Annotated in this window: 25 protein-coding genes; 11 read left to right on the top strand and 14 right to left on the bottom strand. The window is 63.1% G+C overall.

Going from position 1 to position 25,025, the window contains the following annotated elements:
• Positions 1 to 26 precede the first annotated feature (26 nt).
• From AC8GDA_RS06990 to AC8GDA_RS07020, 7 genes are all read right to left on the bottom strand, one after another.
• Positions 27 to 548: a tripartite tricarboxylate transporter TctB family protein gene (locus AC8GDA_RS06990; RefSeq protein ID WP_506555815.1), complete on the bottom strand. Its 522-nt coding sequence runs from the start codon at positions 546 to 548 to the stop codon at positions 27 to 29.
• Positions 549 to 726: 178 nt separating this feature from the next.
• Positions 727 to 1,752 carry a Bug family tripartite tricarboxylate transporter substrate binding protein gene (locus AC8GDA_RS06995; protein WP_506555816.1) on the bottom strand — a complete coding sequence of 342 codons (1,026 nt, stop codon included), beginning with the start codon at positions 1,750 to 1,752 and terminating at the stop codon, positions 727 to 729.
• A 166-nt stretch (positions 1,753 to 1,918) separates the two neighbouring features.
• On the bottom strand, positions 1,919 to 3,733 hold the full coding sequence (locus AC8GDA_RS07000; RefSeq protein WP_506555817.1) for a DEAD/DEAH box helicase family protein: 1,815 nt from the start codon (positions 3,731 to 3,733) through the stop codon (positions 1,919 to 1,921).
• A 5-nt stretch (positions 3,734 to 3,738) separates the two neighbouring features.
• Positions 3,739 to 4,050 carry a hypothetical protein gene (locus tag AC8GDA_RS07005; RefSeq protein ID WP_506555818.1) on the bottom strand — a complete coding sequence of 104 codons (312 nt, stop codon included), beginning with the start codon at positions 4,048 to 4,050 and terminating at the stop codon, positions 3,739 to 3,741.
• Positions 4,051 to 4,057: 7 nt separating this feature from the next.
• Positions 4,058 to 5,305, bottom strand: coding sequence for a formyl-CoA transferase (frc, locus tag AC8GDA_RS07010; protein ID WP_506555819.1), 1,248 nt, complete (start codon positions 5,303 to 5,305; stop codon positions 4,058 to 4,060).
• A 13-nt stretch (positions 5,306 to 5,318) separates the two neighbouring features.
• A complete protein-coding gene (locus tag AC8GDA_RS07015; protein ID WP_506555820.1) occupies positions 5,319 to 5,636 on the bottom strand; it encodes a cell division protein ZapA in 318 nt (105 codons plus the stop codon).
• Between the two features lie 18 nt (positions 5,637 to 5,654).
• Positions 5,655 to 5,846 (bottom strand): hypothetical protein, encoded by a 192-nt coding sequence (locus AC8GDA_RS07020; RefSeq protein ID WP_506555821.1) that lies wholly within the window; start codon positions 5,844 to 5,846, stop codon positions 5,655 to 5,657.
• A gap of 39 nt (positions 5,847 to 5,885) precedes the next feature.
• On the opposite strand from AC8GDA_RS07020, the gene AC8GDA_RS07025 reads away from it, so the two are divergent.
• The gene (locus AC8GDA_RS07025) at positions 5,886 to 8,108 is read left to right on the top strand and encodes a protein-disulfide reductase DsbD family protein (protein ID WP_506555822.1); all 2,223 of its coding nucleotides are present in this window, start codon (positions 5,886 to 5,888) and stop codon (positions 8,106 to 8,108) included.
• On the opposite strand, the gene fur is transcribed toward AC8GDA_RS07025, so the two are convergent.
• Positions 8,012 to 8,536 (bottom strand): ferric iron uptake transcriptional regulator, encoded by a 525-nt coding sequence (gene fur / locus AC8GDA_RS07030; protein ID WP_506555823.1) that lies wholly within the window; start codon positions 8,534 to 8,536, stop codon positions 8,012 to 8,014. The two genes, AC8GDA_RS07025 and fur, sit on opposite strands and share 97 nt — an antisense overlap.
• A 42-nt stretch (positions 8,537 to 8,578) precedes the next feature.
• Here fur and AC8GDA_RS07035 point away from each other — a divergent pair, with 42 nt between their 5' ends.
• Both AC8GDA_RS07035 and dapB read left to right on the top strand, forming a co-directional pair.
• Positions 8,579 to 8,983 (top strand): outer membrane protein assembly factor BamE, encoded by a 405-nt coding sequence (locus tag AC8GDA_RS07035; protein WP_506555824.1) that lies wholly within the window; start codon positions 8,579 to 8,581, stop codon positions 8,981 to 8,983.
• Positions 8,983 to 9,816, top strand: a complete 834-nt coding sequence (gene dapB, locus AC8GDA_RS07040) for a 4-hydroxy-tetrahydrodipicolinate reductase (RefSeq protein ID WP_506555825.1) — start codon at positions 8,983 to 8,985, stop codon at positions 9,814 to 9,816. The genes AC8GDA_RS07035 and dapB overlap by 1 nt, the downstream gene beginning before the upstream one ends.
• Here dapB and recN read toward each other — a convergent pair.
• Complete coding sequence (gene recN / locus AC8GDA_RS07045; protein WP_506555826.1) at positions 9,805 to 11,466, bottom strand: DNA repair protein RecN; 1,662 nt, start codon at positions 11,464 to 11,466, stop codon at positions 9,805 to 9,807. The two genes, dapB and recN, sit on opposite strands and share 12 nt — an antisense overlap.
• A 22-nt stretch (positions 11,467 to 11,488) precedes the next feature.
• Positions 11,489 to 12,436, bottom strand: coding sequence for an NAD(+)/NADH kinase (locus tag AC8GDA_RS07050; RefSeq protein ID WP_506555827.1), 948 nt, complete (start codon positions 12,434 to 12,436; stop codon positions 11,489 to 11,491).
• Between the two features lie 37 nt (positions 12,437 to 12,473).
• Between AC8GDA_RS07050 and hrcA the strand changes: the two genes are divergently transcribed.
• On the top strand, positions 12,474 to 13,532 hold the full coding sequence (gene hrcA / locus AC8GDA_RS07055; RefSeq protein WP_506555828.1) for a heat-inducible transcriptional repressor HrcA: 1,059 nt from the start codon (positions 12,474 to 12,476) through the stop codon (positions 13,530 to 13,532).
• A complete protein-coding gene (gene hemH, locus AC8GDA_RS07060) occupies positions 13,529 to 14,647 on the top strand; it encodes a ferrochelatase (RefSeq protein WP_506555829.1) in 1,119 nt (372 codons plus the stop codon). The genes hrcA and hemH overlap by 4 nt, the downstream gene beginning before the upstream one ends.
• A 32-nt stretch (positions 14,648 to 14,679) precedes the next feature.
• Here the strand turns inward: hemH and AC8GDA_RS07065 are convergent, their stop codons facing one another.
• The 4 genes from AC8GDA_RS07065 to lgt form a co-directional block, all read right to left on the bottom strand.
• The gene (locus AC8GDA_RS07065) at positions 14,680 to 16,257 is read right to left on the bottom strand and encodes a malonate--CoA ligase (RefSeq protein ID WP_506555830.1); all 1,578 of its coding nucleotides are present in this window, start codon (positions 16,255 to 16,257) and stop codon (positions 14,680 to 14,682) included.
• Positions 16,250 to 17,068: an enoyl-CoA hydratase/isomerase family protein gene (locus tag AC8GDA_RS07070; protein WP_506555831.1), complete on the bottom strand. Its 819-nt coding sequence runs from the start codon at positions 17,066 to 17,068 to the stop codon at positions 16,250 to 16,252. The genes AC8GDA_RS07065 and AC8GDA_RS07070 overlap by 8 nt, the downstream gene beginning before the upstream one ends.
• Position 17,069: 1 nt before the next feature.
• A complete protein-coding gene (locus tag AC8GDA_RS07075; protein WP_506555832.1) occupies positions 17,070 to 18,386 on the bottom strand; it encodes a malonyl-CoA decarboxylase domain-containing protein in 1,317 nt (438 codons plus the stop codon).
• A gap of 85 nt (positions 18,387 to 18,471) precedes the next feature.
• Positions 18,472 to 19,314 carry a prolipoprotein diacylglyceryl transferase gene (gene lgt / locus AC8GDA_RS07080; protein WP_506555833.1) on the bottom strand — a complete coding sequence of 281 codons (843 nt, stop codon included), beginning with the start codon at positions 19,312 to 19,314 and terminating at the stop codon, positions 18,472 to 18,474.
• An 82-nt stretch (positions 19,315 to 19,396) separates the two neighbouring features.
• Here lgt and ilvD point away from each other — a divergent pair, with 82 nt between their 5' ends.
• The 6 genes from ilvD to AC8GDA_RS07110 all read left to right on the top strand — a co-directional run bounded on the left by ilvD (position 19,397) and on the right by AC8GDA_RS07110 (position 25,023).
• Positions 19,397 to 21,085, top strand: coding sequence for a dihydroxy-acid dehydratase (gene ilvD, locus AC8GDA_RS07085; protein ID WP_506555834.1), 1,689 nt, complete (start codon positions 19,397 to 19,399; stop codon positions 21,083 to 21,085).
• Positions 21,086 to 21,162: 77 nt separating this feature from the next.
• On the top strand, positions 21,163 to 21,465 hold the full coding sequence (locus AC8GDA_RS07090) for a c-type cytochrome (RefSeq protein ID WP_506555835.1): 303 nt from the start codon (positions 21,163 to 21,165) through the stop codon (positions 21,463 to 21,465).
• A gap of 62 nt (positions 21,466 to 21,527) precedes the next feature.
• Positions 21,528 to 22,457 (top strand): branched-chain amino acid ABC transporter permease, encoded by a 930-nt coding sequence (locus AC8GDA_RS07095; RefSeq protein ID WP_506555836.1) that lies wholly within the window; start codon positions 21,528 to 21,530, stop codon positions 22,455 to 22,457.
• Complete coding sequence (locus AC8GDA_RS07100; protein ID WP_506555837.1) at positions 22,454 to 23,527, top strand: ABC transporter permease subunit; 1,074 nt, start codon at positions 22,454 to 22,456, stop codon at positions 23,525 to 23,527. Before AC8GDA_RS07095 ends, AC8GDA_RS07100 begins: the two co-directional genes overlap by 4 nt.
• A complete protein-coding gene (locus AC8GDA_RS07105) occupies positions 23,520 to 24,308 on the top strand; it encodes an ABC transporter ATP-binding protein (RefSeq protein WP_506555838.1) in 789 nt (262 codons plus the stop codon). Before AC8GDA_RS07100 ends, AC8GDA_RS07105 begins: the two co-directional genes overlap by 8 nt.
• Positions 24,301 to 25,023, top strand: coding sequence for an ABC transporter ATP-binding protein (locus AC8GDA_RS07110; protein WP_506557216.1), 723 nt, complete (start codon positions 24,301 to 24,303; stop codon positions 25,021 to 25,023). Before AC8GDA_RS07105 ends, AC8GDA_RS07110 begins: the two co-directional genes overlap by 8 nt.
• Positions 25,024 to 25,025 lie beyond the last annotated feature (2 nt).

The raw sequence follows: 25,025 nt of genomic DNA on the forward strand, positions 1-25,025 counted from the left end.
TCCTGTCTATCGAATGGTTGTTGTCGTTAGAAGCCGAGCATGGCTTCGATCGGGCCCTTGGGCAGCGGCACCAGGAACCATTTCTCAAACATCAGGAACACGACGATGGGCACAAGCACGGCGAATGGAATGACCTTGCCAATCTTGTAGCCACCGTTGATCATCATGAAGACTGCAATGTAGAGGGACAGCGCCACGTACAACCCTACGAATTGCATCAAGATCACGTATCCCAGCGTGGGGATGAACACCTGCAGCACCGACTTCATCTGGCTCTTCATCACAAACGGCTTGTCTCCGACCGCCTTGCCGTCTTTTGAGACGAGGGCATGAATGATCACGCCAATCGACGCAGCGAGAAGAAAGAGCCCAATGTAGAACGGGAAGAAGCCGGACTGTGGCCCCTGGTCAGCCCAGCCTGCACCGATGCGGTTGGAATCCCACATGACCAAAAGACCAAGGGCGGCAAGCACCACCGCCGTGATGATCTCCATTCGGCGGGTAGAGATCAGGCTGACATCTGACTCGGCTGACTGCTGCTGACTCATCGAAGAAACCTTTCAATTGGACAATCGACCGCGAAGAATGAGGGCCTTCAGAGACCCGCCCGCAACACACAATCAATATTTTTGAGCCTTGGGACATTGCCAGGGGCATGGCCCGCGGCGATCCGGGGAGGCCAGATGCTCAGTCCGGCGACTCCCCTTCCTTGCTGCAAAAAGACCCTTACTTGGCCATGAACCCAGCCTTGGTCATGAGGTCTTTGTGGGTGGCCTCAGCTGCCTCAAGCCACTTCACATAGTCTGCACCGGACATCATGGTCTGGTTAAAGGCACCGGTTTCCATGAAGTCCTTCCACTCTGGCGTGGCGGCAACCTTCTTGAAGAGGTCTACATAAAACGCGACCACGTCAGCTGACGCACCCGGGGTGGTGAAGATGCCGCGCAGCATCTGGTACTCCACCGGCAGGCCAGCATCTTTGCAGGTCGGGATGTCGGCCCATGACTGAGTGGCTGTGACCTTCTTCGTGTAGGTGCTGCGCTTGGCATCAAAAATGCAGAGAGGCGCCAGGCTGCCCGAGCGCCAGTGCGACACGGCCTCGATGGGGTTGTTCACGGTGGAGTTGATGTGCTTGCCCACCAACTGCGTGGCCACCGCACCGCCACCCTGGAAGGGCACGTAGGTGAACTTCGCACCCGTGTTGACTTCCATGGCCACGGTGATGATCTGGTCTTCCTGCTTGGCCCCCGTGCCGCCCATCTTCATGGCACCGGCGCCAGCCTTTTTCGCAGCGTCGACATAGTCCTTGGCCGTCTTGTACTTGTCATCCACGTGCGTCCAGAGGATGAACTGGTCCAGAGCAAGCATGGAGACCGGGGTGAGGTCTTTCCAGTTGAACGGCACGCCGGTGGCCATGGGAGTGGTGTAGAGGTTGGAAAGCGTGATGATGATCTTGTGTGGCTCGCCCTTGGCGCCCTTCATGTAGAGGAAGCCCTCTGCGCCGGCACCGCCTGATTTGTTCACCACCACCATGGGCTGCTTCATGAGGTTGTGCTTGACCACAACACCCTGAACGAAACGAGCCATCTGATCGGCGCCGCCGCCGGTGCCGGCCGGGATGATGAACTCCACCGGCTTGGTGGGCTGCCAGGCAGCCTGTGCTGCAAACGGTGCGGCCAGCGTGGCCACTGTGACCATGGCTGTGGCCAGGGTCTTGCGGGCAAAAGAAGGACGGCTCTTGAGTGACTTCATGCGTTGCTCCTATCAATGGTTTTATTCTTTTTCACACCGGCATGGGAAGACCACCTCGGTGATTGAAGAATACGGTAAGACTGCTTCGAGTGGCAGCGCCAAACAATGGAAAACTTGACGCCAGTCAATAATCCCATCTCAATGGGAATCCACGGCCCATCAGAGGCTAGGGAAAACCCCAGACCCCCAAGGTCTGCTGTGTCAGGACAGGCGCAATGCCCTCGGGACGGGGCAATGGGGCGGGTGCAGTCGCCGATTCCTCAAGCCACGGACGCAAGGCAGGCGCGGCCGCAAAGACCCCCGCGCAAAGAGCCGAGGCTGACAACACCTCACGCAACAGCTGGGCGTCCACAGCCCGCAATTGCCCGAATTCAAACTGCGCATAGACCTCGCCAGTGCGCGGGCTGGCAAGGTCCACACGCGGCATGCGCTGGAGACAGGCCTTCAGGAAATGGGTGTACTGCGTGGGTGCCTCAGAGAGGTCTGCAGGGTAGACCGCGTCCGCGGAACGGGCCTGCAGATCAATGTGCCGGTAGCGGTCAATCTGCATGAACCCGATTGGGTCGAGGAGCACCAGATGGCCATTGCACCCAAATGCCATGGTCTTGGGCCGTTCCCCCTTGGGCACGGAGTTGTCCAAGAATTCGAAATGCACGACCTTCTCCGTGTTCAAGGCCCACGTGAAGAAAAGGTCCGGCATGCCGGTGTAGGCTTCCACATTGTGGGCCAACAGATCATCAACTGGTTTGAAACGGCCAAACTCCAGGCCTCGGTGCCAGGCCCTCACCACCGTCTCATGGGGCGGTGTGACCATGAAGAACATGAAGATCTGATGGCCAAACCGGGTGAGCAGATTGCTGCCGGCTTCGTCAGAATCCAACGCAAAGCTGTCGAACCGGAATCGATCGATGAGCAGGTGGGTCATGCGGCCCTGCTCTGCCTTGCGGGCCATGTAACGGTCGAGCTTGCGATCGATGAGCTCCAGTTCGAGACCGGTGAGGCTTCCCGCATAGATGGCTGCCTCGCCCAGGCTGTCGTAATCCAATAGGTACTTGCGCCAGATGTCTGGACTGATCACCGCAAAGTCCTCCCAGGCCAGCCCCATTTTTCGAACCAGCTCTCGCTGCTGCAGCCGCAGGGTGCTCTTGCCGGAGGCCGACGACCCCTTCGTATTGAGCACCACCGGCTGCGGCTGGGCGGGCAGCAGCACAAAGCCCAGCCGCGCAGCCAGCCCCTGCACCTGTTGGCCCACCGCATCTCCAATCGCATCCGATGCCAGTTCATTGAGGGCCATCCGATGCGCGAGCCGACAAACCAGGTCACGCTGCGCGGCCAGCCCTCCCAGCTTGGCGCGCGCCACAGCCGCGATGCGCAGCAAGGCCCGCAGTCCGACTCGATCCGCCCTGTCCACCGCAACCGCCGACATCTCGGCCCATCGTGCGACCACCCGCTCCTCAATGTCCCAGTCCGAGTGGACCCCACCGTCGGCGATGGACTCAGAGACTGCTCGGCCGGGATCCTTGCTGGATCGACCGAATAGGCGCGACCAGAAGCCCGTCGGCGCAGGCGCAGGAGCTGCAGGCTCGTCATCGGTGAGCATGCCCATCCAGACCGAAAGACGCGCATCCAGTGCCCGCGAGCAATCCGAGTGCAAGGCCTCAAAGGCAGGGAGCGATGCTTCGATGCCGCCCGCCAACAACTGGTCGGCCATGCGACGAAAGTGAATGCCGAGGTCTTCCACCCGATCACCGGCTGGCACGAGAAGGTCTGCCGTGATGCGCACCAATAATTCATGGACCATGAGCCGATGCGGACGCCAGGCCACCAGCTCTCGAAACTCGAGCCCGGTCAGGCCTCGCAGCTCCAGCACCTCCTCGAGGCTGTTGGAGACATGCTCCCGCCGCAGAATGGTCGACAGGCCAAGATAGGCCCGCGGAATGTCAGAGAGAAGGCCGGGGTTCCATGGACCTCGTTCGGCCATGGACGTCATCCGTCAATCTGCAGCACGCCCGCGGCCCGGAAGTCTTGGAAGCTCTCCGGGTCTTGCAAGGCCTGGTACATGAGGATGGGAATCGCATTTCGCTTGATGAGTCGAGGCAGCAGCATGCCAGCCAAGAAAATGAGCAGGCCGGTGATGAACCAGCCCACGAGCACCAGGGCAAAGCCGATGCCGACAATCGGAAGCCGGATGAGCGGCAGCATCATTCGGGCGGCGAGAAATTCGTAAGCCCGGTCGGGCGGAATGTACGCCTCGAGTCGCCCCTCTCGATGGGCGGCAACGAACTCCGCATGGGTCATGGGCGCATCAGACGACCTTGGCCGCCACCATGGCTTCGATCTCTTCCTGTGAGTAGCCCAGGTGATGGAGGACGTCACTGGTGTGCTCGCCGAGCAGTGGTGAGCGCGTGACCACCGTGGGGCTCTCGGAGAGCTTGATGGGATTGCCCACGCTCAGGTAGGGGCCACGCTCGGGATGGTCCACCTCGACGATGGTGCCAGTGGCCCGGAGCGAGGGTTCGTGGGCGATTTCCTTCATCGACAGGATGGGCCCACAGGGAACATCGTACTGATTGAGGATGTCCATGACCTCGAACTTGGTCTTGGTCATGGTCCACTGCTCGATGGTGTCGAAGATCGACTTCAGCCGGGGCAGGCGGGCGGCGGCGGTGGCGTAGTCGGGGTCGGTGACCCACGCGGGCTTTCCGATGATCTTGCAGATCGGCTCCCAGACAGCCTCTTGGGTGATGAAGTAGGTATAGGCGTTGGGGTCGGTTTCCCAGCCCTTGCACTTCAGGATGGAGCCTGGCTGACCACCACCCGAGGCATTGCCCGCGCGCGGCACCGCCTCTCCGAAGACACCATCGGGAAACTGGGGATACTCCTTCATCACACCATTTCGCTCGAGGCGTTGCTGGTCGCGCAATTTCACTCGGCACAAATTCAACACGGCATCCTGCATGGGGGCAGAAACCTTCTGACCCTTGCCGGTCTCTCGCGCCTGATACAAGGCCACCACAATGCCCAGGCAGAGGTGCAGGCCGGTGCCACTGTCGCCAATCTGGGCGCCGGTGACCATGGGCGGGCCATCATCAAAGCCGGTGGTGGAGGCCGCCCCTCCGGTGCACTGGGCCACATTCTCGTAGACCTTGCAGTCTTCGTAGGGCCCTGGCCCAAAGCCTTTGATGGAGGCCAGGATCATGCGCGGGTTGATTTCTTGGATGCGCTCCCAGGTGAAGCCCATGCGATCGAGGGCCCCGGGTGCGAAGTTCTCGACCATGACATCACACGACTTGATGAGCTTCTCCAAGACCTCCTTGCCCTTCTGGTGCTTGGTGTCGAGGGTGACCGAGCGCTTGTTGTGATTGAGCATGGTGAAGTACAGGCTGTCGACGCCGGGGACGTCGCGCAGCTGGCCTCGGGTTGCATCGCCCACGCCCGGCCGCTCGACCTTGATCACGTCTGCACCGAACCAGGCCAGAAGCTGCGTGCAGGTGGGGCCCGACTGGACATGTGTGAAATCAAGAACGCGAACGCCTGCCAGGGCCTGACTCATGGCAACTCCTTCTTTACTCGAATAGTTTGTTTTGTGGGGCGAGAATGTCGTCGGTCATGCTGGCCAACTGATTGATCTTCACGCGAATGGGGGCCAGGTCTTGGCCCACATTCAGAGAGCCTGCCGCCAGAACCTCTCGGGCCAGCGTGAGTGCGGCCATGACGGCAATGCGATCGGTGCCCACGAGTTGGCCAGACTGCTTGACCTGCCGCATGCGGTAGTCCACCAGCGAGACGCAGTCCATGAGCACCGCCTGATCCTCGGGCGGACAGGCAAGCCTGTAGGAGCGATCCAGAATCTGAACCTCGACTTGGTCTTGGGTCTTCTTCAATCGCGCTCCCTTGGTTCTCTAGGACTGGCTGCCCTTGAGCAGCGCCTCGATGCGCTGGCTGGCATCGTCCATCTGCTGTCGAAGAGAGGCCACGGTGGCTTCGGACATGGTGAGGGACGCACGCAGAGACTGATTCTCCGACCGAAGTCGTTCGACCAGCAAGGCCACGGCCTTGAGCCGGTCTTCCAGAATCTGCAAGTCCTCAATCATGCACAGGATATTACAACGAGAGGCAGGGATAATCCCGGTATGCGAGTCCTGCACCTCTTCACCGTTGGCCTTTGTCTGTTGTGGGGCACGGCCGTGCCAGCCCAAGGCCTGCTCAACACCCTGACCGCACCAACAACGCCATCGGAGGGCGTGGTTCGAGTCGATGCCGTGACGGTACAACTCCTTGCGGCCCAAACGGCCGTAGCCCCGGGGCGTCCCGCTCGACTGGGCTTATTGCTGACGCACGACCCACACTGGCACACCTATTGGGAGAACCCAGGAGACTCGGGCCTGCCCACTCGCATCGAATGGTCCACTGCGTCGGGCCAGACGCTGAACGCCTCCGAAATTCGTTGGCCCACGCCAGACTGGCTTCCGGTGGGTCCGCTGGCCAGTTTCGGTTATGAGGGCAGCGTGCTGCTCTCTCAGACCGTGGACATCCCGGCCGATGCCGTCCCTGGCCAGACGCTGGAACTCATTGCGCGTGCGCAGTGGCTCGCATGCCGCGACGTTTGCATCCCTGGAGAAGCCACCCTCTTGATTCGCCTCCCCGTAGAGAGCCCCACTGCACCGCTGCTTGCGTCGAGCCAGTGGTCCACATTTGAGGCGGCCGAGCAGCGCCTGCCCCGTCCGGACAGCGCGGGCCAAGGCTACGCCGTGACCGCATCTCATTTGGTGGTCTGGGGCTTGGGTTCCGCACAGGCCCTGGAGGGCTTCTTGTTCCCTCGCAACGAAGGCCTGATCGTGCCGGCCGCCGCCCAGGTGGTCTCGGCCACCGCCAACGGCTGGCGACTCGACATTCCCTTGGCCGACTCGGCCAAACGCGTGCTGGCCGACCGAGGCGCATCGGCGCCGCTCGAGGTGGTCTGGCGCCCCAAGGGCCAAGCGCAGGGGCAGCGCTGGGCACTCACCCAAGGCCTTGCACCACAGGCCACCGAGCAGATCCGCGCATACACACCCAGCCCCATGGGCGGCAACGGCACCTCCTTGCACCTGGCCCTGGCCATTGGCCTGGCCTTCTTGGGCGGGCTCATCCTGAACCTCATGCCCTGCGTCTTTCCGGTGCTCGGGCTCAAGGTGCTGGCCCTGGGGCAGTCTGCCTCGAGCCCAACTGCCGCCCGGGGCCATGCAGCCTGGTTTGCTGTGGGCGTGGTGCTGAGCATGCTGGCCCTGGCGGGCCTGCTGCTCCTGCTGAGGGCTGCGGGCGAGAGCATCGGCTGGGGCTTTCAGCTTCAGAACCCATGGGTCGTGAGTCTGTTGGGCCTGCTCTTCGTGGGCATTGGGCTCAACCTCGCCGGTCTCTTCGAGGTGGGCACCGGCCTCACCCGCCTGGGCAGCCTGGATCGCCAGGAGGGCCCGCTCGGTGCATTCGCATCGGGCACGCTGGCGGTGGTGGTGGCCTCCCCCTGCACCGCGCCCTTCATGGGATCTGCACTGGGCTTTGCAGTCACGGCCACGACATGGGAAGCCCTGCTGGTCTTCGGCATGCTCGGGGCGGGCCTGGCCACCCCGTATGTGCTGCTGGCTGTCATTCCATCGGCCCGGGCACGCCTGCCAAAGCCGGGCGCCTGGATGGAGACCTTCCGACAGTCCCTGTCATTTCCCATGTTCGCCACCGCGGCGTGGCTCGGCTGGGTTCTATCGCAACAGAACGGTCCCGTAGCAAGCTTCGCACTGACGCTCTCCATGGTCTGCCTGGCAGTGGCTGGCTGGCTCTGGGGCCGCCGTCAGCGGCGCGGCCAGTTCACGGGCCCAGACCGCATCGCCCTGTTGCTGGCACTGCTTGCCACCGCGGGGCTGGTCGCCACCAGCGTGCAGCCCGGGCAATCGGGTGCGGGGCCATCGGCCGAGTCCAGGCCCAGCCAGGCCGGATCCAGTGCGGCGATCAACCCCACTTGGCAGGCATGGGCACCCGGCTTGCCGGAACGGCTTCAGTCGGAAGGTCAGGCGGTTTTCGTGGACTTCACCGCCGCCTGGTGCATTTCATGCCAGGCCAACAAGGCCCGTGTGCTGAGCACCGACCCCGTGGCCAGCCGCCTGGCCCTGCCGGGGATGTCGGCCCTGGTGGCGGACTGGACCCGGCAAGATCCGAACATCACGAAAGAACTTCAGCGCCATGGGCGCAGTGGGGTGCCCATGTACCTGGTATACCCCAAGGGTGGCGGTCAGCCGATCTTGCTTGGCGAGTGGCTCACGGACGACGCGGTGATGGCCGCCCTCGACCGGGCCGGCGCACCGGTGGCACCGGGCCTGGTTCGATGAGGACACCCCTCGCCACGCTGGCATTGACCGTAGAGGGCAAGCGAATGATCCTGCAGCACGAAGCCACGCTCGGTGGCGATCTTGTGCTGACGGTCTTCGATTTTTGAATCGAAAAACTCCTCCACCCGCCCACAATCCAGGCAGACCAGGTGGTCGTGGTGGGAGCCCTCGTTGAGTTCGAAGACTGACTTCCCGGATTCGAAATTCGATCGGCGCAGGAGACCCGCCTGCTCAAACTGCGTGAGCACCCGGTAGACCGTGGCCAGGCCAATGTCGACGGAATCTTGGAGAAGGATTTTATAGACGTCCTCAGCACTCAGGTGGCGGGTCTGTGACTGCTCGAAGATGGCCAGCACCTTGAGCCGGGGCAGCGTGACCTTCAGCCCCGTGCTCTTGAGGTCTGCGGCCAGGTCTTCGGAAGTCGACATGCGGCTTATGATAACGGGATTCATTCTCTATTCGCCTCGCACATGCCCCCCTCCAAATTGCCACGCGCCCTGCTCCTCGCCCCTGCCCTGCTCCTGCTGGCCGGCTGTGGCAGCATCGATCGCATCACCAAGAACCCACCCAATTGGCTCACGCCCTACCGGGCTGATATCGGCCAGGGCAACTTCATCACCCAAGACCAGGCCAGCCGCCTGCAGAAGGGCATGAGCCGAGAGCAGGTTCGTGCGCTCCTGGGCACGCCCCTGCTCGTGGATCCATTCCGAGACAACCGGTGGGATTACGTCTTCGACATTCGCCGAGGCGATGGCGGCCGAGACCGACGACGCTACTTCGTGAGGTTTGAAAAGGACCAGCTCGTGGAATGGGGTGGCGATGAGCTGCCGGCCGTGTCTGGTGATGTCATCCTGCCCATGCGGCCCGCACGCTGATGGCAACAGACCAGACCCGAATTGCGGTCGCCGGTGCCTCCGGCAAAATGGGCCAGGCCCTGGTTCAGGCCATTGCCTCCGAAGCAGGCTGCCGACTTCATGCCGCCCTGGACCGAGACGGCTCGCCGATGGCAGGCCTGGATGCCGGCCAACGGCTCGGCCTGGACACCAGCATTCTCGTGACCTCACGGCTCGACGCCCTTCAGGGGGCCGACATTCTCATCGACTTCACCCGCCCCGAGGCGAGCCTTCTGCACATGAAGGCCTGCGCGCTGCATGGTGTCGGCCTGGTGCTTGGCACCACGGGCTTTGACACCGCAGGCCGGGATGCCATCGACGAGTTCGGCCAGCACCATCGACTGGTCTTTGCACCGAACATGAGCCTGGGCGTGAACATCACATTCAAAATTCTGGAGGTTGCGGCGCGGCTGCTTCAGAAAGGCTATGACATCGAGATCACCGAGGCCCATCACCGTCAGAAGGTCGATGCCCCCTCGGGCACGGCCCTTCGGATGGGCGAGGTGGTGGCCATGGCCAGCGGGCGGGCCTGGCCTCAGGATGCAGTGTTGTCCCGAGAGGGACACACGGGCGCCCGCACCGACGCCGAGATTGGCTTCTCAGTCATTCGCGGCGGAGACATTGTGGGCGACCACACGGTGATGTTTGCCGGTCAAGGCGAACGCATTGAAATCAGCCACCGGTCGTCTTCGCGGGCGGGCTATGCCCAGGGCGCCCTGCGGGCGGCCAGGTTTCTACATCATCAGCCCGCCGGCCAGTACGACATGCAGGATGTGCTTGGCCTCGCGGCCAAGGGCTCAGGCTTAGAGCTTTAAGAGTTCCTCGGCCATCTCGAGGGAGCTGGCCTGCACGCCTTCGTCTCCGAGCATGCGTGCCACCTCGGCCGCTCGACCCTGCTGCGCGAGGCGTTGGATCTCACTGGTGGGCACACCATCGACCACCGACTTCTTCACCACCAAATGATGGTGGGCCCGGGCGGCCACTTGAGGAAGGTGCGTGACGGCCAGCACCTGATGGGCGCCGCCCAATTCGCGCAAGAGCCGGCCAATCACATGGCCGGTGTTGCCACCAATGCCGGCATCCACCTCATCGAACAAAAGAGTGGGAATCTCGGTGGCACTTGCAGCCACTGCAGCAATGGCCAGACCAACCCGCGACAACTCGCCGCCAGAGGCGATTTTCGAGAGTGGGAAGGCGGGCCCCGACGACTGGTGCCGAAAGAGAAAGATCACGTCTTCAAGGCCATGCGGGGTGGGCTCCTCGCGCGACTCGAGCGCAGCCTCGAAGGTCGTGCCCGACATGGCCAGCTCTGAAAGCCAGCCGCTCACCAAGGCCGAGAACTCGGCCGCAGCCTTTCGACGCGCCGAGGACAGCGCATTGGCAAGCTTCAAGTAGTCTGCCCGGGCCTGCGCCGCCTGACGTTCCAGGGCGGGGATGTCGGCTGCGGCCTGGGCCGCGGCCAGTTCATCGCAGGCCTCCTGCCAGACCTCGAGCAGGGCCTCGGGCCGACACTTCATCTTTCGGGCCATTTCAAAAATGGCCGACAGCCGCGCCTCCACCTGGGCCAGGCGCTCTGGGTCTAGGTCTGCGCGGTCGAGGTAGCGGGCCAAGGCGGTGGCCGCTTCACGCAATGCGATGCCTGCGGTGTCGAGGGTGTCAGCCGCAGGAACCAGCCGATCGTCTTTCTCGGAGACATGACGAATGCGCGCGGCCAGGCGCTCGGCCGAGTCTGCAAGGGGCTCATCGCCCTCCTCGAGCGCCGCCAGCGCAGCCTGCACCGTTTGAAGAATTTCGGCACCATGGGCCAGGCGGCGCTGTTCATCGGACAAGGCCTCCCACTCGCCATCGGACAGACCGAGCGAGCCGATTTCGTCCACACGCCACTGCAGCTGCTCGCGGACACCGGCCAAAGCCGCCGACTGCTGGCTGGCCGCCTCGAGGGCCGACTGCGCCTTGGCCAGGACACCATGGGCCTGGCGCACCGACTGCGCCTGCTCTTGCAGGCCCGCATGGCGATCCAGCAGTTGCAATTGCTCGCCTGCTCGGGTGAGGCCCTGATGGGCATGCTGCCCATGCACATTGACGAGCTGCTCGCCAAGCCGCTTGAGCTGCGCAAGGGTGGCCACCTGGCCGTTGATCCATGCCCGCGAACGGCCGCCCGTCTCAATGCTTCGGCGCACCAAGATGCTGCCATCGACCGTTTCGAGGCCGGCCTCGTCAAGGGTCTCGGCCACAGCGGCGGCAAGGGCGCCGGCGACTTGAAACTCACCGGTGATGTCGGCCCGGGCCGCACCCGCCCGAATCTGGATGGCGTCTGCGCGGTCTCCAAGCAGAAGGCCCATGGCATCGATGAGGATGGACTTGCCGGCACCGGTCTCGCCTGTGAGAACCGTGAAGCCATCGGTGAGGTCGAGTTCCAGGGCCGAAACGGTGACGAAATCGCGTATCGACAGGGTTCGGAGCATCGAGGGTCGTCTCTGGGTGTGGTTAGCCGAGTTCCGACGGAAAGAGTGGATCGGGCCGGCCAAGGTGAATCGGATTGGAACTCCAATGAAGCTTACGCCGCAGCATCGAGAAGTAGTCGTAACCCTTTGGATGAAGCAGACGAACGGCATGCTGGGACTTGCGGATGACGATTCGGTCGCCATCGCGCAGGGCTGTAAGGGCCTGCATGTCACAGTGCAGTTCGGTGCCCGCACCGTTGTTCACCATGACGGTGACGGTCGAGGCCATGGGCAGCACGATCGGCCGGTTCGACAGCGCCTGGGCCGCGACGGGCACCAGGATGAGCCCATCGAGGCTTGGATGCAGAATCGAGCCCCAGGCCGACAAGGCATAGGCGGTCGAGCCCGTGGGCGTGGCCGCAATGAGGCCATCGGCCCGAAGGCTCTGCATGTAGTGACCATCGACAAAGACATCGAGCTCCACCATGCGGCTCACCGCGCCACGACTGATCACTGCATCGTTGAGGGCCAAGGCCTCAAAGGCCGTCTGCCACGCCTCTCCAGAAGCCTTGCGCGTGACGGCGACATCGAGCACCCCACGGGATTCCACCTCGCCCTCTCCCGCGAGCATGCCGGGAAGGGCCTCTGGCGCCTGGGCAATGTCGAGGTCGGTCATGAAGCCCAGCCGACCCTGGTTGATGCCAATGATGGGAACGCCGAAGGCTGCGAGCTGTCGGGCCACCCCCAGCAGGGTGCCGTCTCCGCCCAGCACAATGGCAAGGTCGATTTGGGGCGCCAGGGTTTGAATATCGGCATACGCAATGCCCCCCTTTGGCGGCAGGCCGTTGGCCTGGGCCGTGTCGGACTCCACGAAAAGTTCGGCGGCAGGGGCAGCATCGGCAATCGCATTGAGCACAATCGCAAGCGACTCGGCCAGACCCGAGGTCTGGGGCCGCCCAAACACGCCAATTCGAGAGTAGACCGAGGCCATGCGAGGCATTAGACCACAGCGACCCTACAATTCAGGCATGGACAACCGCGCTCGACAACTGCTCAAGACCCTCATCGAGCGATACATTGCTGAAGGGCAGCCGGTGGGTTCTCGAGCCCTCTCGAAGTCCTCGGGCCTCGACCTGTCCCCGGCCACCATTCGCAATGTGATGTCGGACCTCGAGGAGATGGGCCTGGTGGCCAGCCCCCACACCTCCGCCGGTCGGATCCCCACCCCCAAGGGCTACCGGCTCTTCGTCGACTCCCTCATCACCGTACAGCCCCTCATGCCCGAGCAGACCGCCATGCTCCGGGGCAGCATTCCGGCCGACGCGCCCAGCCGGGTCATGGCCCATGCCGCAAGCCTGCTCTCCAACCTGTCTCATTTCGCGGGCGTGGTGAGCGCACCGCGCCGCGCCGTGTTGTTCCGACATGTCGAGTTCCTTCGCCTGGGTGAGCGCCGGCTGCTGCTGATCGTGGTCACGCCCGATGGTGAAGTCCACAACAAGGTCTTGCAGGTCGATGCCGACTACAACTCCCAGGCACTCATCGAGGCAGGCAACCACCTCACCAGCCAGTATGCTGGCCTGAGCTTTGAAGAGGTTCGGCGTCGGCTTCGGTCCGAGCTCATGGACCTGCGCGCGGATGTGGCCCGGCTCATGCTGAAGGCCGTGGATGAGGGCAATGCCGCCGTGGGAGACCCCACCAGCACCATCGTCATTTCAGGCGAGCGACGGCTCATGGATGTCTCGGAGCTCTCCCTGGATGTGAGCCGCCTCAAACAACTTTTTGACGTATTTGAGAAGAAGACCAACCTCGCCAAGCTGCTCGAATCGGCCGTGACCGCCAACGGTGTTCAGATCTTCATTGGCGGCGACTCCGACCTGGTGCCCATTGAAGACCTCTCCGTGGTGACCGCGCCTTACGAGGTCAATGGTCAGATTGTCGGAACACTTGGTGTGATTGGTCCCACCCGGATGGCGTACGATCGAATGATTCCAATCGTCGACATCACTGCTCGGCTGGTCTCCACAGCCCTCGCTCAATTGAATGGGGCCGAAGAACAGACCGCGGGCTCAAGCAAAGCAACCGAATGACCCTTCCTCTTCCTGCCAGCCTGGTTCGAGACGAACCAGCCTTTCAACATGGCTCCCGACTCCGCGTGGGGGTGCTCATGGTCAATCTGGGCACGCCCGACGCAGCCGACGGGCCCGCCCTTCGCCGCTACCTCAAGGAATTCCTCTCCGACCCACGGGTGGTGGAAATTCCAAAACTGGTCTGGTGGCCCATCCTCAACCTCATCATCCTCAACACGCGGCCAAAGAAGTCTGCAGCCAAGTACGCCTCGGTCTGGCTCGACGAGGGGTCTCCGCTGCGGGTGTATTCCGAGCGTCAGGCCGAAGGCCTGCGCCACCGACTCAAGGCCGAGGGCTACGACGTTGAGGTGGAGCTTGCCATGCGCTATGGCAACCCATCCATCGGACATGCCATGAAGGCCCTGCAGGCCCGTAAGGTGAACCGACTGCTGGTGCTGCCGCTCTATCCCCAATACTCCGCCAGCACCACGGCCACCGTGTTCGACAAGGTCTATGAGAATCTCGCGGCCATGCGAAGTCCGCCGGCCCTGCGCACCATTCGTCACTACCACGACCACCCCGGCTACATCCACGCCGTGGCCAGCCGAATCCGTGCCTACTGGGACGCCCACGGCCGCGGCGACCTGCTCCTGTTTAGTTTCCATGGCGTGCCCAAGCGCAGCCTGCTCAAGGGCGACCCCTACCACTGCGAGTGCCACAAGACAGGCCGGCTGGTGGCCCAGGCCCTGGGCCTGGCCGACGACGCCTGGCGGCTCTCGTTTCAGTCTCGCTTTGGCCGAGCAGAGTGGCTCAAGCCCTACACCTCCGAGGTGCTGGAGCACCTGCCGCAGGAAGGCATCAAGCGGCTCGATGTGGCCTGCCCCGGATTCATCTCAGACTGCCTCGAGACCCTCGAGGAGATCGCGATGGAAGGCAAAGAGGAGTTCCTGGAGGCGGGCGGCACGGAATACCGTTACATACCCTGCCTGAACGAGAGCCCACCGGCCATCGACCTGCTCTTTCGTCTCGTGGCCGAGGAGACACAGGGATGGCCCGTGAAGGGCGAGACCGATGCGAGTCGGGCAGACCGTCAGGTCAGCCGCTCGCGAGCCCTGGCCATCGGCGCCTCCGACTGAACACACCGGTCAGGCGCCTCCGGCGAAGCTGCTCAGGAGGAAGGACTGAACCGATCCCGAAGCAGGTTCTTCTGAACCTTCCCCATCACATTTCGAGGCAGGGCCTCCAGCAGGTGAATTTGTTTGGGCACCTTGTAATTCGCAATGGCGCCCTTCAATGAGGCCAATACGGCAGCCGCCTCCACCTGAGCACCCGGCTTGGCCACTACCACGGCCGTGACCGCCTCGCCGAAATCGGGGTGTGGCACACCAAACACAGCAGACTCCTCCACCCCGGGCCAGTCATCGAGCAGCTTCTCAATCTCCTTGGGATAGACGTTGTAGCCGCCCGTGATGATGAGATCTTTGCTTCGACCCACCAGGGCCAGGTAGCCATGTTCATCCCATCGGCCCACATCGCCGGTCTTGAACCAGCCATCGAGTGTGAATTCCTCTTTGGTCTTCTCGGGCATATTCCAATAGCCCCGAAAGACATTGGGCCCACGCACCTCCACGCCGCCAATGGTCGAGGCCTCACCCAGGGGGGGCAGGGGAATGACCGCCTGTGTCTCCGCACTCACGAGCCGAAGGTCCACGCCAGGCAAGGGGTGTCCCACCGTGCCGGGCCGGCGCTCGCCGTCATAAGGGTTGGTGGTGAGCATGACGGTCTCTGACATGCCATAACGCTCGAGGATTCGATGGCCTGTGCGGGCGGTGAAGGCCTCATGGGTCTCGGTGAGCATCGGGGCCGAGCCCGACACAAACAGCCGCATATGCCGCACGAGACCCGCCTGGAACCGGGGGTCTGTGAGCAGCCGAACATAGAAGGTGGGAACGCCCATCATCACGGTCACCGAGGGAAGGGCTGAGATCACGGCATCGAGGTCGAATCGCGGCAGCCAGACCATCTCACTGCTGTTGTAGAGGGCGCCATGCAGGGCCACAAACAGGCCGTGCACATGGAAGATGGGCAGGGCATGCAGCAGCACGTCACCTGGCTGCCACTGCCAGGCATGGTGGAGCACCAGGGCATTGGAGGCCAGGTTGCGATGGCTCAGCATGGCGCCCTTGCTGCGGCCCGTGGTGCCGGAGGTGTAGAGAATGGCAGCAAGGTCATCGGGGCCGGTACGCACGACCGGTGCCGCATCCGGGAACGGTGCTGCCCTGACCAGCAATGACCCATCGCGCGACTCGCCGAGGGTCTCCACAGCCCGACAGCCTGCCTGCTCGGCCAATGGGGAGATCCACTCCAGGTGCTCGGGCGAGCAGACCACCACCGCCGGCTTTGCATCGTCTAGGAAATAACCAATTTCCCCAGCCCGATAGGCCGTGTTGAGGGGTAAAAAGACAAGGCCCGCCCGAATGGTGGCCAGGTAGAGCATGACGGCCTCGGGCGACTTTTCCACCTGGGCCGCCACCCGCGCACCGGCTGGCAGTTTGAGCGACAGCAGCCAATTGGCGATCCGACCACTCGCCCGATGGAGGTCATCAAACGAATACTGCAGCCCTCCGGGGCAGGTGATGGCCACAGACCGCATGCTGTCTGAATCGGACAGCGGACGGTGCAGGAGGAAGGCGTAGAGGTTGTCGAGCTGGTCGAGTTTGCGGAGGGATGAATCCAGGTTAGTCATGACTGAAGTTGGGCTTGGTCTTGTTGAAAAATGCATCAAGCCCACGAGCATAATCCCGCGTCTCGACAAAATCCCAACAAGCCTCTCGCTGCCCCGGCGACATGATGCTGCGATCATCAAGGGCTGTGAGCAGATGAACCAGCCATTTGTTGCGCCGGGCCGCATGCGGAGCGCCCGCGGAGATGCGTGCCACGGTGGCCTGCACCTCGGGCTCCCAATCTTCATTCGGGCAGGTGCGATTGACCAGCCCCTTCTGATGTGCCTCCTGGGCAGACCAGACACGCCCCTCAAGCAAGAGTTCAAGTGAATTTGCTCGGCCCACGACACTCACGACGCAGGCCGCCTCATGGGGCGCCAAGGGAAAGCCTAGGCGGCCGATGGGCACGCCAAAGCTCGAACGGTCACTGGCAATGCGCAGGTCGCAGACGGCGGCGATCTCAAGGCCACCCCCGATGCAAGGCCCATCGATGGCCGCCACCACCGGCACCGGGCAGCTGAGAATGGCGCGAAGGGCCGAGCCGATGACCTCATCATGGTAGTGGGCCACCTGCTCGCGCGTGGCCCGCTGGGTGGGAAACTCCGAGATGTCGGCGCCTGCTGCGAAGGCATTGCCCTCCCCTCGAATGACCACCACGCGAAGTCCGGGCTCCGCCGCAAAGCGTCGAAAGCAGGTGGCAATGTCGGCCCACATGCTCACCGTCAGCGCATTGAGGCGTCCTGGGTGGGAGAGCCAGACAGTGGCCACGGAGTCGGCATGGCCGGATCGGGAGCACCAGACGCGTCCTTGGGCTGGCGGCAGACGGTCGTTCATCTCAGCGCACCGCCTTTTGCAGCACCGGCCGAGAGGCCGTGGCCTCGCCGTGCACGAAACGCTCATGGTTGACCTCGACCTCGTCGAGGTCGTAGAGGTAATTGACCATGATGCCCAGCGACTGTTTGAGCCCTTTCGGGGAGAGGTTGGCCTTGGGGTTGACCCGTTCGAGTCGGGCACCGTTGTTCAGGTGAAAACGCGCCACGGGGTCTGCCTCGCGCTCGTCGACCATGGCCGTGGTGGCCAGGTAGGCCGAGCATAAGCTCTCAAGGTGCTGGGCCCAGGCCGGGTCCTCTGCGAGGGAGAGCAGTCGTGCGGTGCTGGCCTGCGCCTCGACCACGGCCTCCCGAACCAGTCCGCGACGCTCCTCCAGCCTGACCAACTGCTTGTCAGACCAATCTGCCCGAGGAAGGCTGCCCTGCGCCACCAGCCAGTTCACCAAGGAGGGCACGGGCGAGAGGGTGCAGAAGGTCTTGAGCGAGGGAATCTCCCGCTGCAGCATTTCGGCCACGCGCTTGATCAAGAAATTGCCCAGGTGCACGCCCTTGAGGCCCGGCTGGCAGTTCGAGATGGAGTAGAACGTGGCCACCTTGAAGGCCTTGGGGTCGTCGAGGATGTCGCGCTTGCGCTCGAGCAAGGGACCGACCGCACTGGGCATCTCGGCCGAGAAGGCCACCTCAACAAAAATGAGCGGCTCCTTGGGGAGCGCCGGGTGGAAGTAGGCAAACAGGCGTCGATCCGGCTGAAGCCGGCAGCGCAGGTCGGTCCAGCCATCGATCTCGTGCACGGCCTCATGGGCAATGATCTGCTCGAGCAGCCCAGCCGGCGAATCCCAGCTTAGCTGTTCAAGCCGCAGAAAGCCCGGGTTGAACCAGGACGACAAGAGGTGATGCAGGTCGGCATCGACCGACTGCAGTTCAGGGAACCGTTTGAGCTGGGTGAGCAATTTTGCACGCAGGTCGACCAGCACGCTGCAGCCATGGGGCACGCGGTTCAGGCGGCGAAAGAGCTCCTGCCGCGGGGGTTCGGCCACCGCCACCAGGGCCACGAGATCGGCCGCCCGGCCCGAGTCTGCGTAGCGTGCTGCGGCCTCTCGAACCTGCTGACCATCGGGGTTGAAATCAGAGGCCAGGGCCTGAAAAAAGGCCAGTTGGCGCTCGGCTGTGAGGACCTGGTAGCCGGCGAGGGCTCGCTCCGCCAGGCTCTGGCTGATGGACTCTCCTGCCTCACCGAGCAGACGATGGCAGTCGTCGAGCAGCCGCATGAGGCGCTGCTGATCGGTGCTATCGGACGCGACCCGGCGAAGTCTTTCGAACATGACACGCAATTGTCAGTTTAAAAGGACAGGTTAATGGCGCCGGTTATATTCGTCAGTCGGTATATTCCCTGCCCAATTCCCCTACTCAGGCCTGCCTTGGCGACAGCCTGACCAGGGCAAAGCCCAACAAGACCATGGGCAGGCTCAGCCACTGCCCCATGCTCCAGTCCAGCCACAAGAGGCCCAAAAAGGCATCAGGCTCTCGAAAGAACTCCACGATGAATCGGGCCAGGCCGTATCCAATGAGGAAGACGCCGGACAGACGACCCAGGGGCTGGGGTCGGCGGGCCATCCACTGCAGCACCAAAAAGAGCACCAGGCCCTCCAGGGCGAACTGATAGAGCTGAGAGGGGTGTCGCGGCAGGTCGGTGCCCGAGGCGGGAAAGACCATGGCCCAGGGCACCACCGTGGGGTCGGCCAGCCGGCCCCAGAGCTCAGCATTGATGAAGTTGCCCATGCGTCCAAAGGCCAGGCCCAGTGGCACGAGCGGGGCCACGAAATCCCCCACCATCAGGAATCGTTGCCACCAGGGCCAAGGTGCAGCCCCCTCCGGCACCCCAAGGCCCTGTCGGCTTCGGGCAAACCAGGCCATGGCGAGGACGACCCCCAGCAGCCCGCCGTGAAAGGCCATGCCGCCCTGCCAGATCATGAGGATCTCCAACGGGTTGGCGAGGTAGTCGGCGGGCTTGTAAAACAACACATAGCCCAGGCGCCCACCAAGCAGCACGCCAATGACTCCAAGGAAGAGCAGGTCGTCGAGGTCACGCAGGCCCATCCGGGCGAAGCCCTCCCGTTGCAAGGTGCGTCGGCCCAGCCAGAAGAAGCTGGCAAAGGCCAGCAGGTACATCAGGCCGTACCAATGAATGGCCAGCGGCCCGATGGCCAGGGCCACCGGATCAAACCCAGGATGCATCAGGGGAGTTGACATGGCCTGAGTGTGCCAGAGGCCCGTGCACAGCCCACCGAATCGGCGACAATCGGGGCTTCTTCAAACCCCTTTCCACGAGACCATGGCCCTCAACGATCGCTCCAAGAATGTCACCGCCGGTGTGGCCCGCGCACCCAACCGCTCCATGTACTACGCCATGGGCTACAGGGAGGAAGACTTCACCAAGCCCATGGTCGGCGTGGCCAACGGACACTCCACCATCACCCCCTGCAACAGCGGACTTCAGCCACTGGCCGATGCAGCCGTGACCGCCCTGCGGCAGGCGGGCGCCAACCCGCAGCTCTTTGGCACGCCCACCATCTCCGATGGCATCGGCATGGGCACCGAGGGCATGAAGTACTCACTGGTCTCGCGCGAGGTGATTGCCGACAGCATTGAGACCTGCGTGAATGGGCAGTGGATGGATGGCGTGCTGGTCATCGGCGGCTGCGACAAGAACATGCCGGGCGGCATGATGGCCATCGCGCGAACCAACGTTCCCGCCATTTATGTCTACGGGGGCACGATCAAGCCCGGACACCACAAGGGCAAAGACCTCACCATCGTCTCGGCGTTTGAGGCCGTGGGCGAATTCACGGCCGGGCGCCTGTCCGAGGAGGACTTCAAGGCCATCGAACAGAAGGCCTGCCCAGGCTCCGGCTCCTGCGGCGGCATGTACACCGCCAACACCATGAGCTCGGCCTTCGAGGCCATGGGCATGAGCCTGCCCTATTCCTCCACCATGGCCAATGAAGACCACGAGAAGATCGAGAGCGCTGCGGCATCGGCCCGGGTGCTGATCGAGGCCATTCGCAAGGGCATCAAGCCGCGCGACATCATCACGCGACGCTCCATCGAGAATGCGGTTCGCGTGATCATGGCCACCGGCGGGTCCACCAATGCAGTGCTGCATTTCCTGGCCATTGCCCATGCAGCCGAAGTGCCCTGGACCATCGATGACTTCGAGCGCATTCGGCGCGAGACGCCCGTCTTCTGCGACCTCAAGCCCTCTGGCCAGTTTGTCATCACCGAACTCCACCAGGTGGGCGGCATTCCGCAGGTCATGAAGATGCTGCTGGAGGCCGGGCTGCTGCACGGCGACTGTCTCACCATCACCGGGCAGACGATCGCCGAGACCCTCAAGGACATTCCGGCCAGCCCACCCGCGGGTCAGACCGTCATTCGCCCCATCGGCTCGCCCATCTACAAGGAGGGGCATCTCGCCATCCTCAAGGGCAACCTCTCACCCGAGGGCTGCGTGGCCAAGATCAGTGGCCTGAAGAACCCCGTCATCACGGGTCCGGCCAGGGTCTACGACTCCGAGGACGACGCCATGGCGGCCATCATGGCCCAGTCCATTCAGGCTGGCGATGTCGTGGTGATCCGTTATGAGGGCCCCAAGGGCGGGCCCGGCATGCGTGAAATGCTGGCCCCCACTTCGGCCCTGGTGGGCCAAGGGCTCGGCGAGTCTGTGGGGCTGATCACCGACGGCCGTTTTTCCGGTGGCACCTGGGGCATGGTGGTGGGCCATGTCTCGCCCGAGGCCTATGTGGGCGGACCGATCGGCCTCATTCATGAGGGCGACAGCATCACCATCGATGCCAAGACGCTGCGCATCGAACTGCATGTGCCTGACGAGGAACTGGCCCGCCGACGGGCCGCCTGGGTCAAGCCCCAGCCCCGTTACAGGCGTGGGGTGCTCGCAAAGTTTGCAGCCCTCGCCGGTCCCGCGAGCAAGGGCGCCGTCACCGACCCGATCGGCGACATTTAACCCTACCAAAAGGCTTTGAAGAATATGGCGGCTTGCGCATATACTGTGGCGTTGTCTTTTATCTCAAGGAGATTTTGATGCGTCATTTCGTGCTGGCCGCCTCTCTAATGGCCATCGCTGGTGTTGCTCAGGCCAGCGCAGACCTCACCAAAAAGTACAACTGTGTGGCCTGCCATGCAGAAGCCTCAAAGAAGGTGGGCCCCTCTTACAAAGATGTGGCCAAGAAATATGCAGGCAAGTCCGATGCGGTGGACTACCTGACCAAAAAGATCAAGACCGGTGGTTCTGGTGTCTGGGGCCCGATCCCCATGCCCCCGCACCCCCAGGTATCGGATGCAGACTCCAAGGCCATGGCCACCTACGTCCTGTCCGTCAAGTAAACCTGCTGGGCTGTGTTAAAAAAGCCTCTGTCCTTCGACAGAGGCTTTTTCTTTTCTAGACCATGGACATCCTTCTTCAGCAGATTCTCAATGGCCTGGTGCTCGGGAGTGTCTATGCCCTGATTGCCCTGGGCTACACGATGGTCTACGGCATTCTGCAGTTGATCAACTTCACCCACGGCGAGGTGCTCATGGTGGGGGCGATGGTGTCGCTCTCCGTGGTCATGGCCCTCTCGAATGCAGTGCCCGGCACGCCCGCGGTGGTGCTGCTCTTGGCGGGGCTGGCTGCGGCCATTCCGGTCTGCATGGCCTTGTCGGCCCTCATCGAAAAACTCGCCTATCGGCCCCTGCGGAACGCCCCGCGACTCGCGCCCCTGATCACGGCCATTGGCCTGTCCATCGTGCTCCAGACCCTGGCCATGATCATCTGGAGCCCCAACCCCAGGGTCTTCCCAGACCTGCTGCCCACCGCCCCCATTGCCGTGGGCGGCGCCTTCCTGGCACCCAAGCAACTCCTCATTCTCGTGGTGGCCGCCAGCCTCATGGGCATTCTGATGCTGCTGGTTCAGCGCACCCGGCTTGGGCGCTCCATGCGGGCAGTTTCGGAGAACCCAAAGATTGCCATGCTGATGGGCGTGGATGCCAACCAGGTGATCAGCATCACCTTCATGATTGGTGCGGCCCTGGCTGCCGTGGCCGGGGTGCTGGTGGCCATGAACTACAACATCACCCACTTCACCATGGGCTTTCTGCCGGGGCTCAAGGCCTTCACTGCGGCGGTGCTGGGCGGCATTGGCAACCTGCCCGGTGCCGTGGTGGGCGGCCTGCTGCTGGGCATCATCGAGAGCCTTGGCGCGGGATACATTGGCGACATCACCGGGGGCTTCCTGGGCAGCCACTACCAGGATGTCTTTGCATTTGCCGTGCTCATCCTGGTCTTGATCTTTCGGCCCTCTGGCCTGCTCGGCGAGCGGGTCGCAGACCGCGCATGACTCCACGACAAAAGGCCATTGGGGCCACTCTGCTCATTGGCATGGCACTGCTGCTGCTGCCGTTTGTGGCGGGCGCATTCGGCAACGCCTGGATTCGCATCCTGGCCTTTGCGCTGCTCTACATCATGCTGGCCCTGGGCCTGAACATTGTGGTGGGCTATGCCGGCCTGCTCGACCTGGGCTATGTGGCCTTCTATGCGGTGGGTGCCTACCTCTATGCACTGCTCTCCTCACCCCACCTGGCCGAGCACTTTCCGTCCATTGCAGCCGCCTTTCCCACGGGCCTGCACCTCTCCATCTGGATTGTGATTCCACTGGCCGCGGCCCTGGCAGCCCTCTTTGGTGTGCTGCTGGGATTTCCGGTGCTGCGCCTGCGAGGCGACTACCTGGCGATTGTCACGCTCGGCTTTGGTGAAATCATTCGAATCTTCCTCAACAATCTCAACGCACCGATCAACCTCACCAATGGCCCACAGGGCATCAGTGGCATCGACCCCGTCTCGATCGGCGGCGTCTCTCTGGGCCGGCCGCTGGAGGTGGCGGGACTCACCATTCCCTCGGTGCAGTTGTACTACTACCTCTTTCTCGCCCTCACCCTCCTGGTCATTCTGGTGAGTGTTCGCCTTCAAGACTCTCGGATCGGGCGCGCCTGGATGGCCATTCGGGAGGATGAGATTGCAGCCAAGGCCATGGGCATCCACACCCGAAACGTCAAACTGCTGGCCTTTGCCATGGGCGCCTCATTCGGAGGGGTCTCCGGGGCCATGTTCTCGGCCTTCCAGGGCTTTGTCTCTCCCGAGAGCTTTGTGCTCATGGAGAGCATCGTGATTGTGGCCATGGTGGTGCTGGGGGGCATGGGCAATGTGAAGGGCGTGGTGCTGGGGGCTGTGCTGCTCTATGCCATTCCAGAGGCCCTTCGACATGTGGCCAAGCCCATTCAGATGCAGCTCTTCGGTGAGGAGTGGATTGCGCCAGAGGCCCTTCGCATGCTTTTGTTCGGCATGGCCATGGTGCTGATCATGCTCTACCGTCCATTGGGCCTCATTCCCCGGCGACAGGGCCATGGCTGACCAGGCCATGCTCCAGGTGGTGGGCGCCACCAAGCGATTCGGAGGCCTGCTGGCGGTCTCGAATGTCTCTCTGACCATCTCGCCAGGCCAGATCTACGGGCTCATCGGCCCCAACGGCGCGGGCAAGACCACACTCTTTAACTTGATCACCGGCCTCTACAAGGCTGATGCAGGCCAGTTTGTGCTTGATGGGCAGGCCTATGAGCCCTCGGCCGTGCATGCCGTCACCGCCGCTGGCATTGCGCGCACCTTTCAGAACATTCGACTCTTTGCCGAGCTGAGTGCCCTCGAAAATGTGATGGTGGGCCGCCACATCCGCAGTGCCGGCCTGCATGCAGGGGTCTGGGGTGCCATGCTTCGAACGCCTGGCTTTCGAGAGAACGAGAGGGCCATCCGCGCGGCAGCCGTGGCCCTGCTCGACTATGTCGGCCTCGCCGCCCAGCAAGACCAGACCGCAAAGACCCTCTCTTACGGCGACCAGCGCCGCCTGGAGATTGCGCGCGCCCTGGCCACAGAGCCCAAACTGCTGGCCCTGGACGAGCCCGCCGCAGGCATGAATGCCACCGAAAAGAACAGCCTTCGAGACCTGTTGGCTCGAATTCAATCCGATGGCAAGACCATCCTTCTGATTGAACACGATGTGCGCCTGGTCATGGGTCTGTGCACGGAGGTCACGGTGCTCGACCATGGCGAGGTGATTGCAGCCGGACCCCCGGCAGACGTGCAACGCAACCCCATGGTGGTCGAGGCCTATCTGGGCACCGGAGCCACCCATGGCTGAGGCCGCACTGCGAGTGTCTGGCCTGGTGGTTCAGTACGGCGGCATCATGGCCGTCAAAGGGCTGGACCTCACCGTTCAAGCCGGCGAGACGGTGGCCCTCATTGGCGCCAACGGCGCAGGAAAGTCCTCCACCCTGCGCGCCATCACAGGCCTGGTGCCTGCAGCGGCTGGCCAGATCTGGCACGACGGGGTCGAGATCACCCGAACACCCGGACACCTGCTGCCCGGCCGCGGCCTCGTGATGGTGCCCGAGGGCCGAGGCATTTTTGGCCGAATGACGATTGAAGAAAACCTGCGCATGGGTGCGCACGCCCGACCACAGGCCAGCCGCCATGACGTTGCAGCAGACATCCAGGCGCAGTACGACCGTTTCCCGCGCCTGGCCGAGCGCCAGCAGCAGCTGGCCGGCACCCTCTCCGGCGGTGAGCAACAGATGCTCGCCATGGCCCGAGCGCTGATGGCCCGGCCGCGCCTGCTGCTGCTGGATGAGCCCTCCATGGGGCTCTCCCCAGTGATGGTGGAGAAAATTTTTGAGCTCATTGCAGAGGTGTCCAGACAAGGCATGAGCCTGCTGCTCGTGGAACAGAACGCACGGCTCGCCCTTCAGATCGCAGGCCGCGCCGTGGTGTTGGAATCCGGCGAGAAGGTGCTCGAGGGCCGCGGCAAAGAACTGCTGCATCACCCCATGGTGCGGTCGGCCTACCTCGGGGAATAAGA

The organism is Hahnella aquatica (SeqCode), from assembly GCF_965194505.1.
In the GTDB taxonomy this organism is placed as follows: Bacteria; Pseudomonadota; Gammaproteobacteria; order Burkholderiales; family Burkholderiaceae_A; genus Hahnella; species Hahnella aquatica.

Coding starts and splice junctions, on each gene's coding strand:
- AC8GDA_RS06990 (WP_506555815.1), bottom strand. CDS start 548: ATGAGTCAGCAGCAGTCAGCCGAGTCAGATGTCAGCCTGATCTCTACC.
- AC8GDA_RS06995 (WP_506555816.1), bottom strand. CDS start 1,752: ATGAAGTCACTCAAGAGCCGTCCTTCTTTTGCCCGCAAGACCCTGGCC.
- AC8GDA_RS07000 (WP_506555817.1), bottom strand. CDS start 3,733: ATGGCCGAACGAGGTCCATGGAACCCCGGCCTTCTCTCTGACATTCCG.
- AC8GDA_RS07005 (WP_506555818.1), bottom strand. CDS start 4,050: ATGACCCATGCGGAGTTCGTTGCCGCCCATCGAGAGGGGCGACTCGAG.
- frc (WP_506555819.1), bottom strand. CDS start 5,305: ATGAGTCAGGCCCTGGCAGGCGTTCGCGTTCTTGATTTCACACATGTC.
- AC8GDA_RS07020 (WP_506555821.1), bottom strand. CDS start 5,846: ATGATTGAGGACTTGCAGATTCTGGAAGACCGGCTCAAGGCCGTGGCC.
- AC8GDA_RS07025 (WP_506555822.1), top strand. CDS start 5,886: ATGCGAGTCCTGCACCTCTTCACCGTTGGCCTTTGTCTGTTGTGGGGC.
- fur (WP_506555823.1), bottom strand. CDS start 8,536: ATGTCGACTTCCGAAGACCTGGCCGCAGACCTCAAGAGCACGGGGCTG.
- AC8GDA_RS07035 (WP_506555824.1), top strand. CDS start 8,579: ATGCCCCCCTCCAAATTGCCACGCGCCCTGCTCCTCGCCCCTGCCCTG.
- dapB (WP_506555825.1), top strand. CDS start 8,983: ATGGCAACAGACCAGACCCGAATTGCGGTCGCCGGTGCCTCCGGCAAA.
- recN (WP_506555826.1), bottom strand. CDS start 11,466: ATGCTCCGAACCCTGTCGATACGCGATTTCGTCACCGTTTCGGCCCTG.
- AC8GDA_RS07050 (WP_506555827.1), bottom strand. CDS start 12,436: ATGGCCTCGGTCTACTCTCGAATTGGCGTGTTTGGGCGGCCCCAGACC.
- hrcA (WP_506555828.1), top strand. CDS start 12,474: ATGGACAACCGCGCTCGACAACTGCTCAAGACCCTCATCGAGCGATAC.
- hemH (WP_506555829.1), top strand. CDS start 13,529: ATGACCCTTCCTCTTCCTGCCAGCCTGGTTCGAGACGAACCAGCCTTT.
- AC8GDA_RS07065 (WP_506555830.1), bottom strand. CDS start 16,257: ATGACTAACCTGGATTCATCCCTCCGCAAACTCGACCAGCTCGACAAC.
- AC8GDA_RS07070 (WP_506555831.1), bottom strand. CDS start 17,068: ATGAACGACCGTCTGCCGCCAGCCCAAGGACGCGTCTGGTGCTCCCGA.
- AC8GDA_RS07075 (WP_506555832.1), bottom strand. CDS start 18,386: ATGTTCGAAAGACTTCGCCGGGTCGCGTCCGATAGCACCGATCAGCAG.
- lgt (WP_506555833.1), bottom strand. CDS start 19,314: ATGTCAACTCCCCTGATGCATCCTGGGTTTGATCCGGTGGCCCTGGCC.
- ilvD (WP_506555834.1), top strand. CDS start 19,397: ATGGCCCTCAACGATCGCTCCAAGAATGTCACCGCCGGTGTGGCCCGC.
- AC8GDA_RS07090 (WP_506555835.1), top strand. CDS start 21,163: ATGCGTCATTTCGTGCTGGCCGCCTCTCTAATGGCCATCGCTGGTGTT.
- AC8GDA_RS07095 (WP_506555836.1), top strand. CDS start 21,528: ATGGACATCCTTCTTCAGCAGATTCTCAATGGCCTGGTGCTCGGGAGT.
- AC8GDA_RS07100 (WP_506555837.1), top strand. CDS start 22,454: ATGACTCCACGACAAAAGGCCATTGGGGCCACTCTGCTCATTGGCATG.
- AC8GDA_RS07105 (WP_506555838.1), top strand. CDS start 23,520: ATGGCTGACCAGGCCATGCTCCAGGTGGTGGGCGCCACCAAGCGATTC.
- AC8GDA_RS07110 (WP_506557216.1), top strand. CDS start 24,301: ATGGCTGAGGCCGCACTGCGAGTGTCTGGCCTGGTGGTTCAGTACGGC.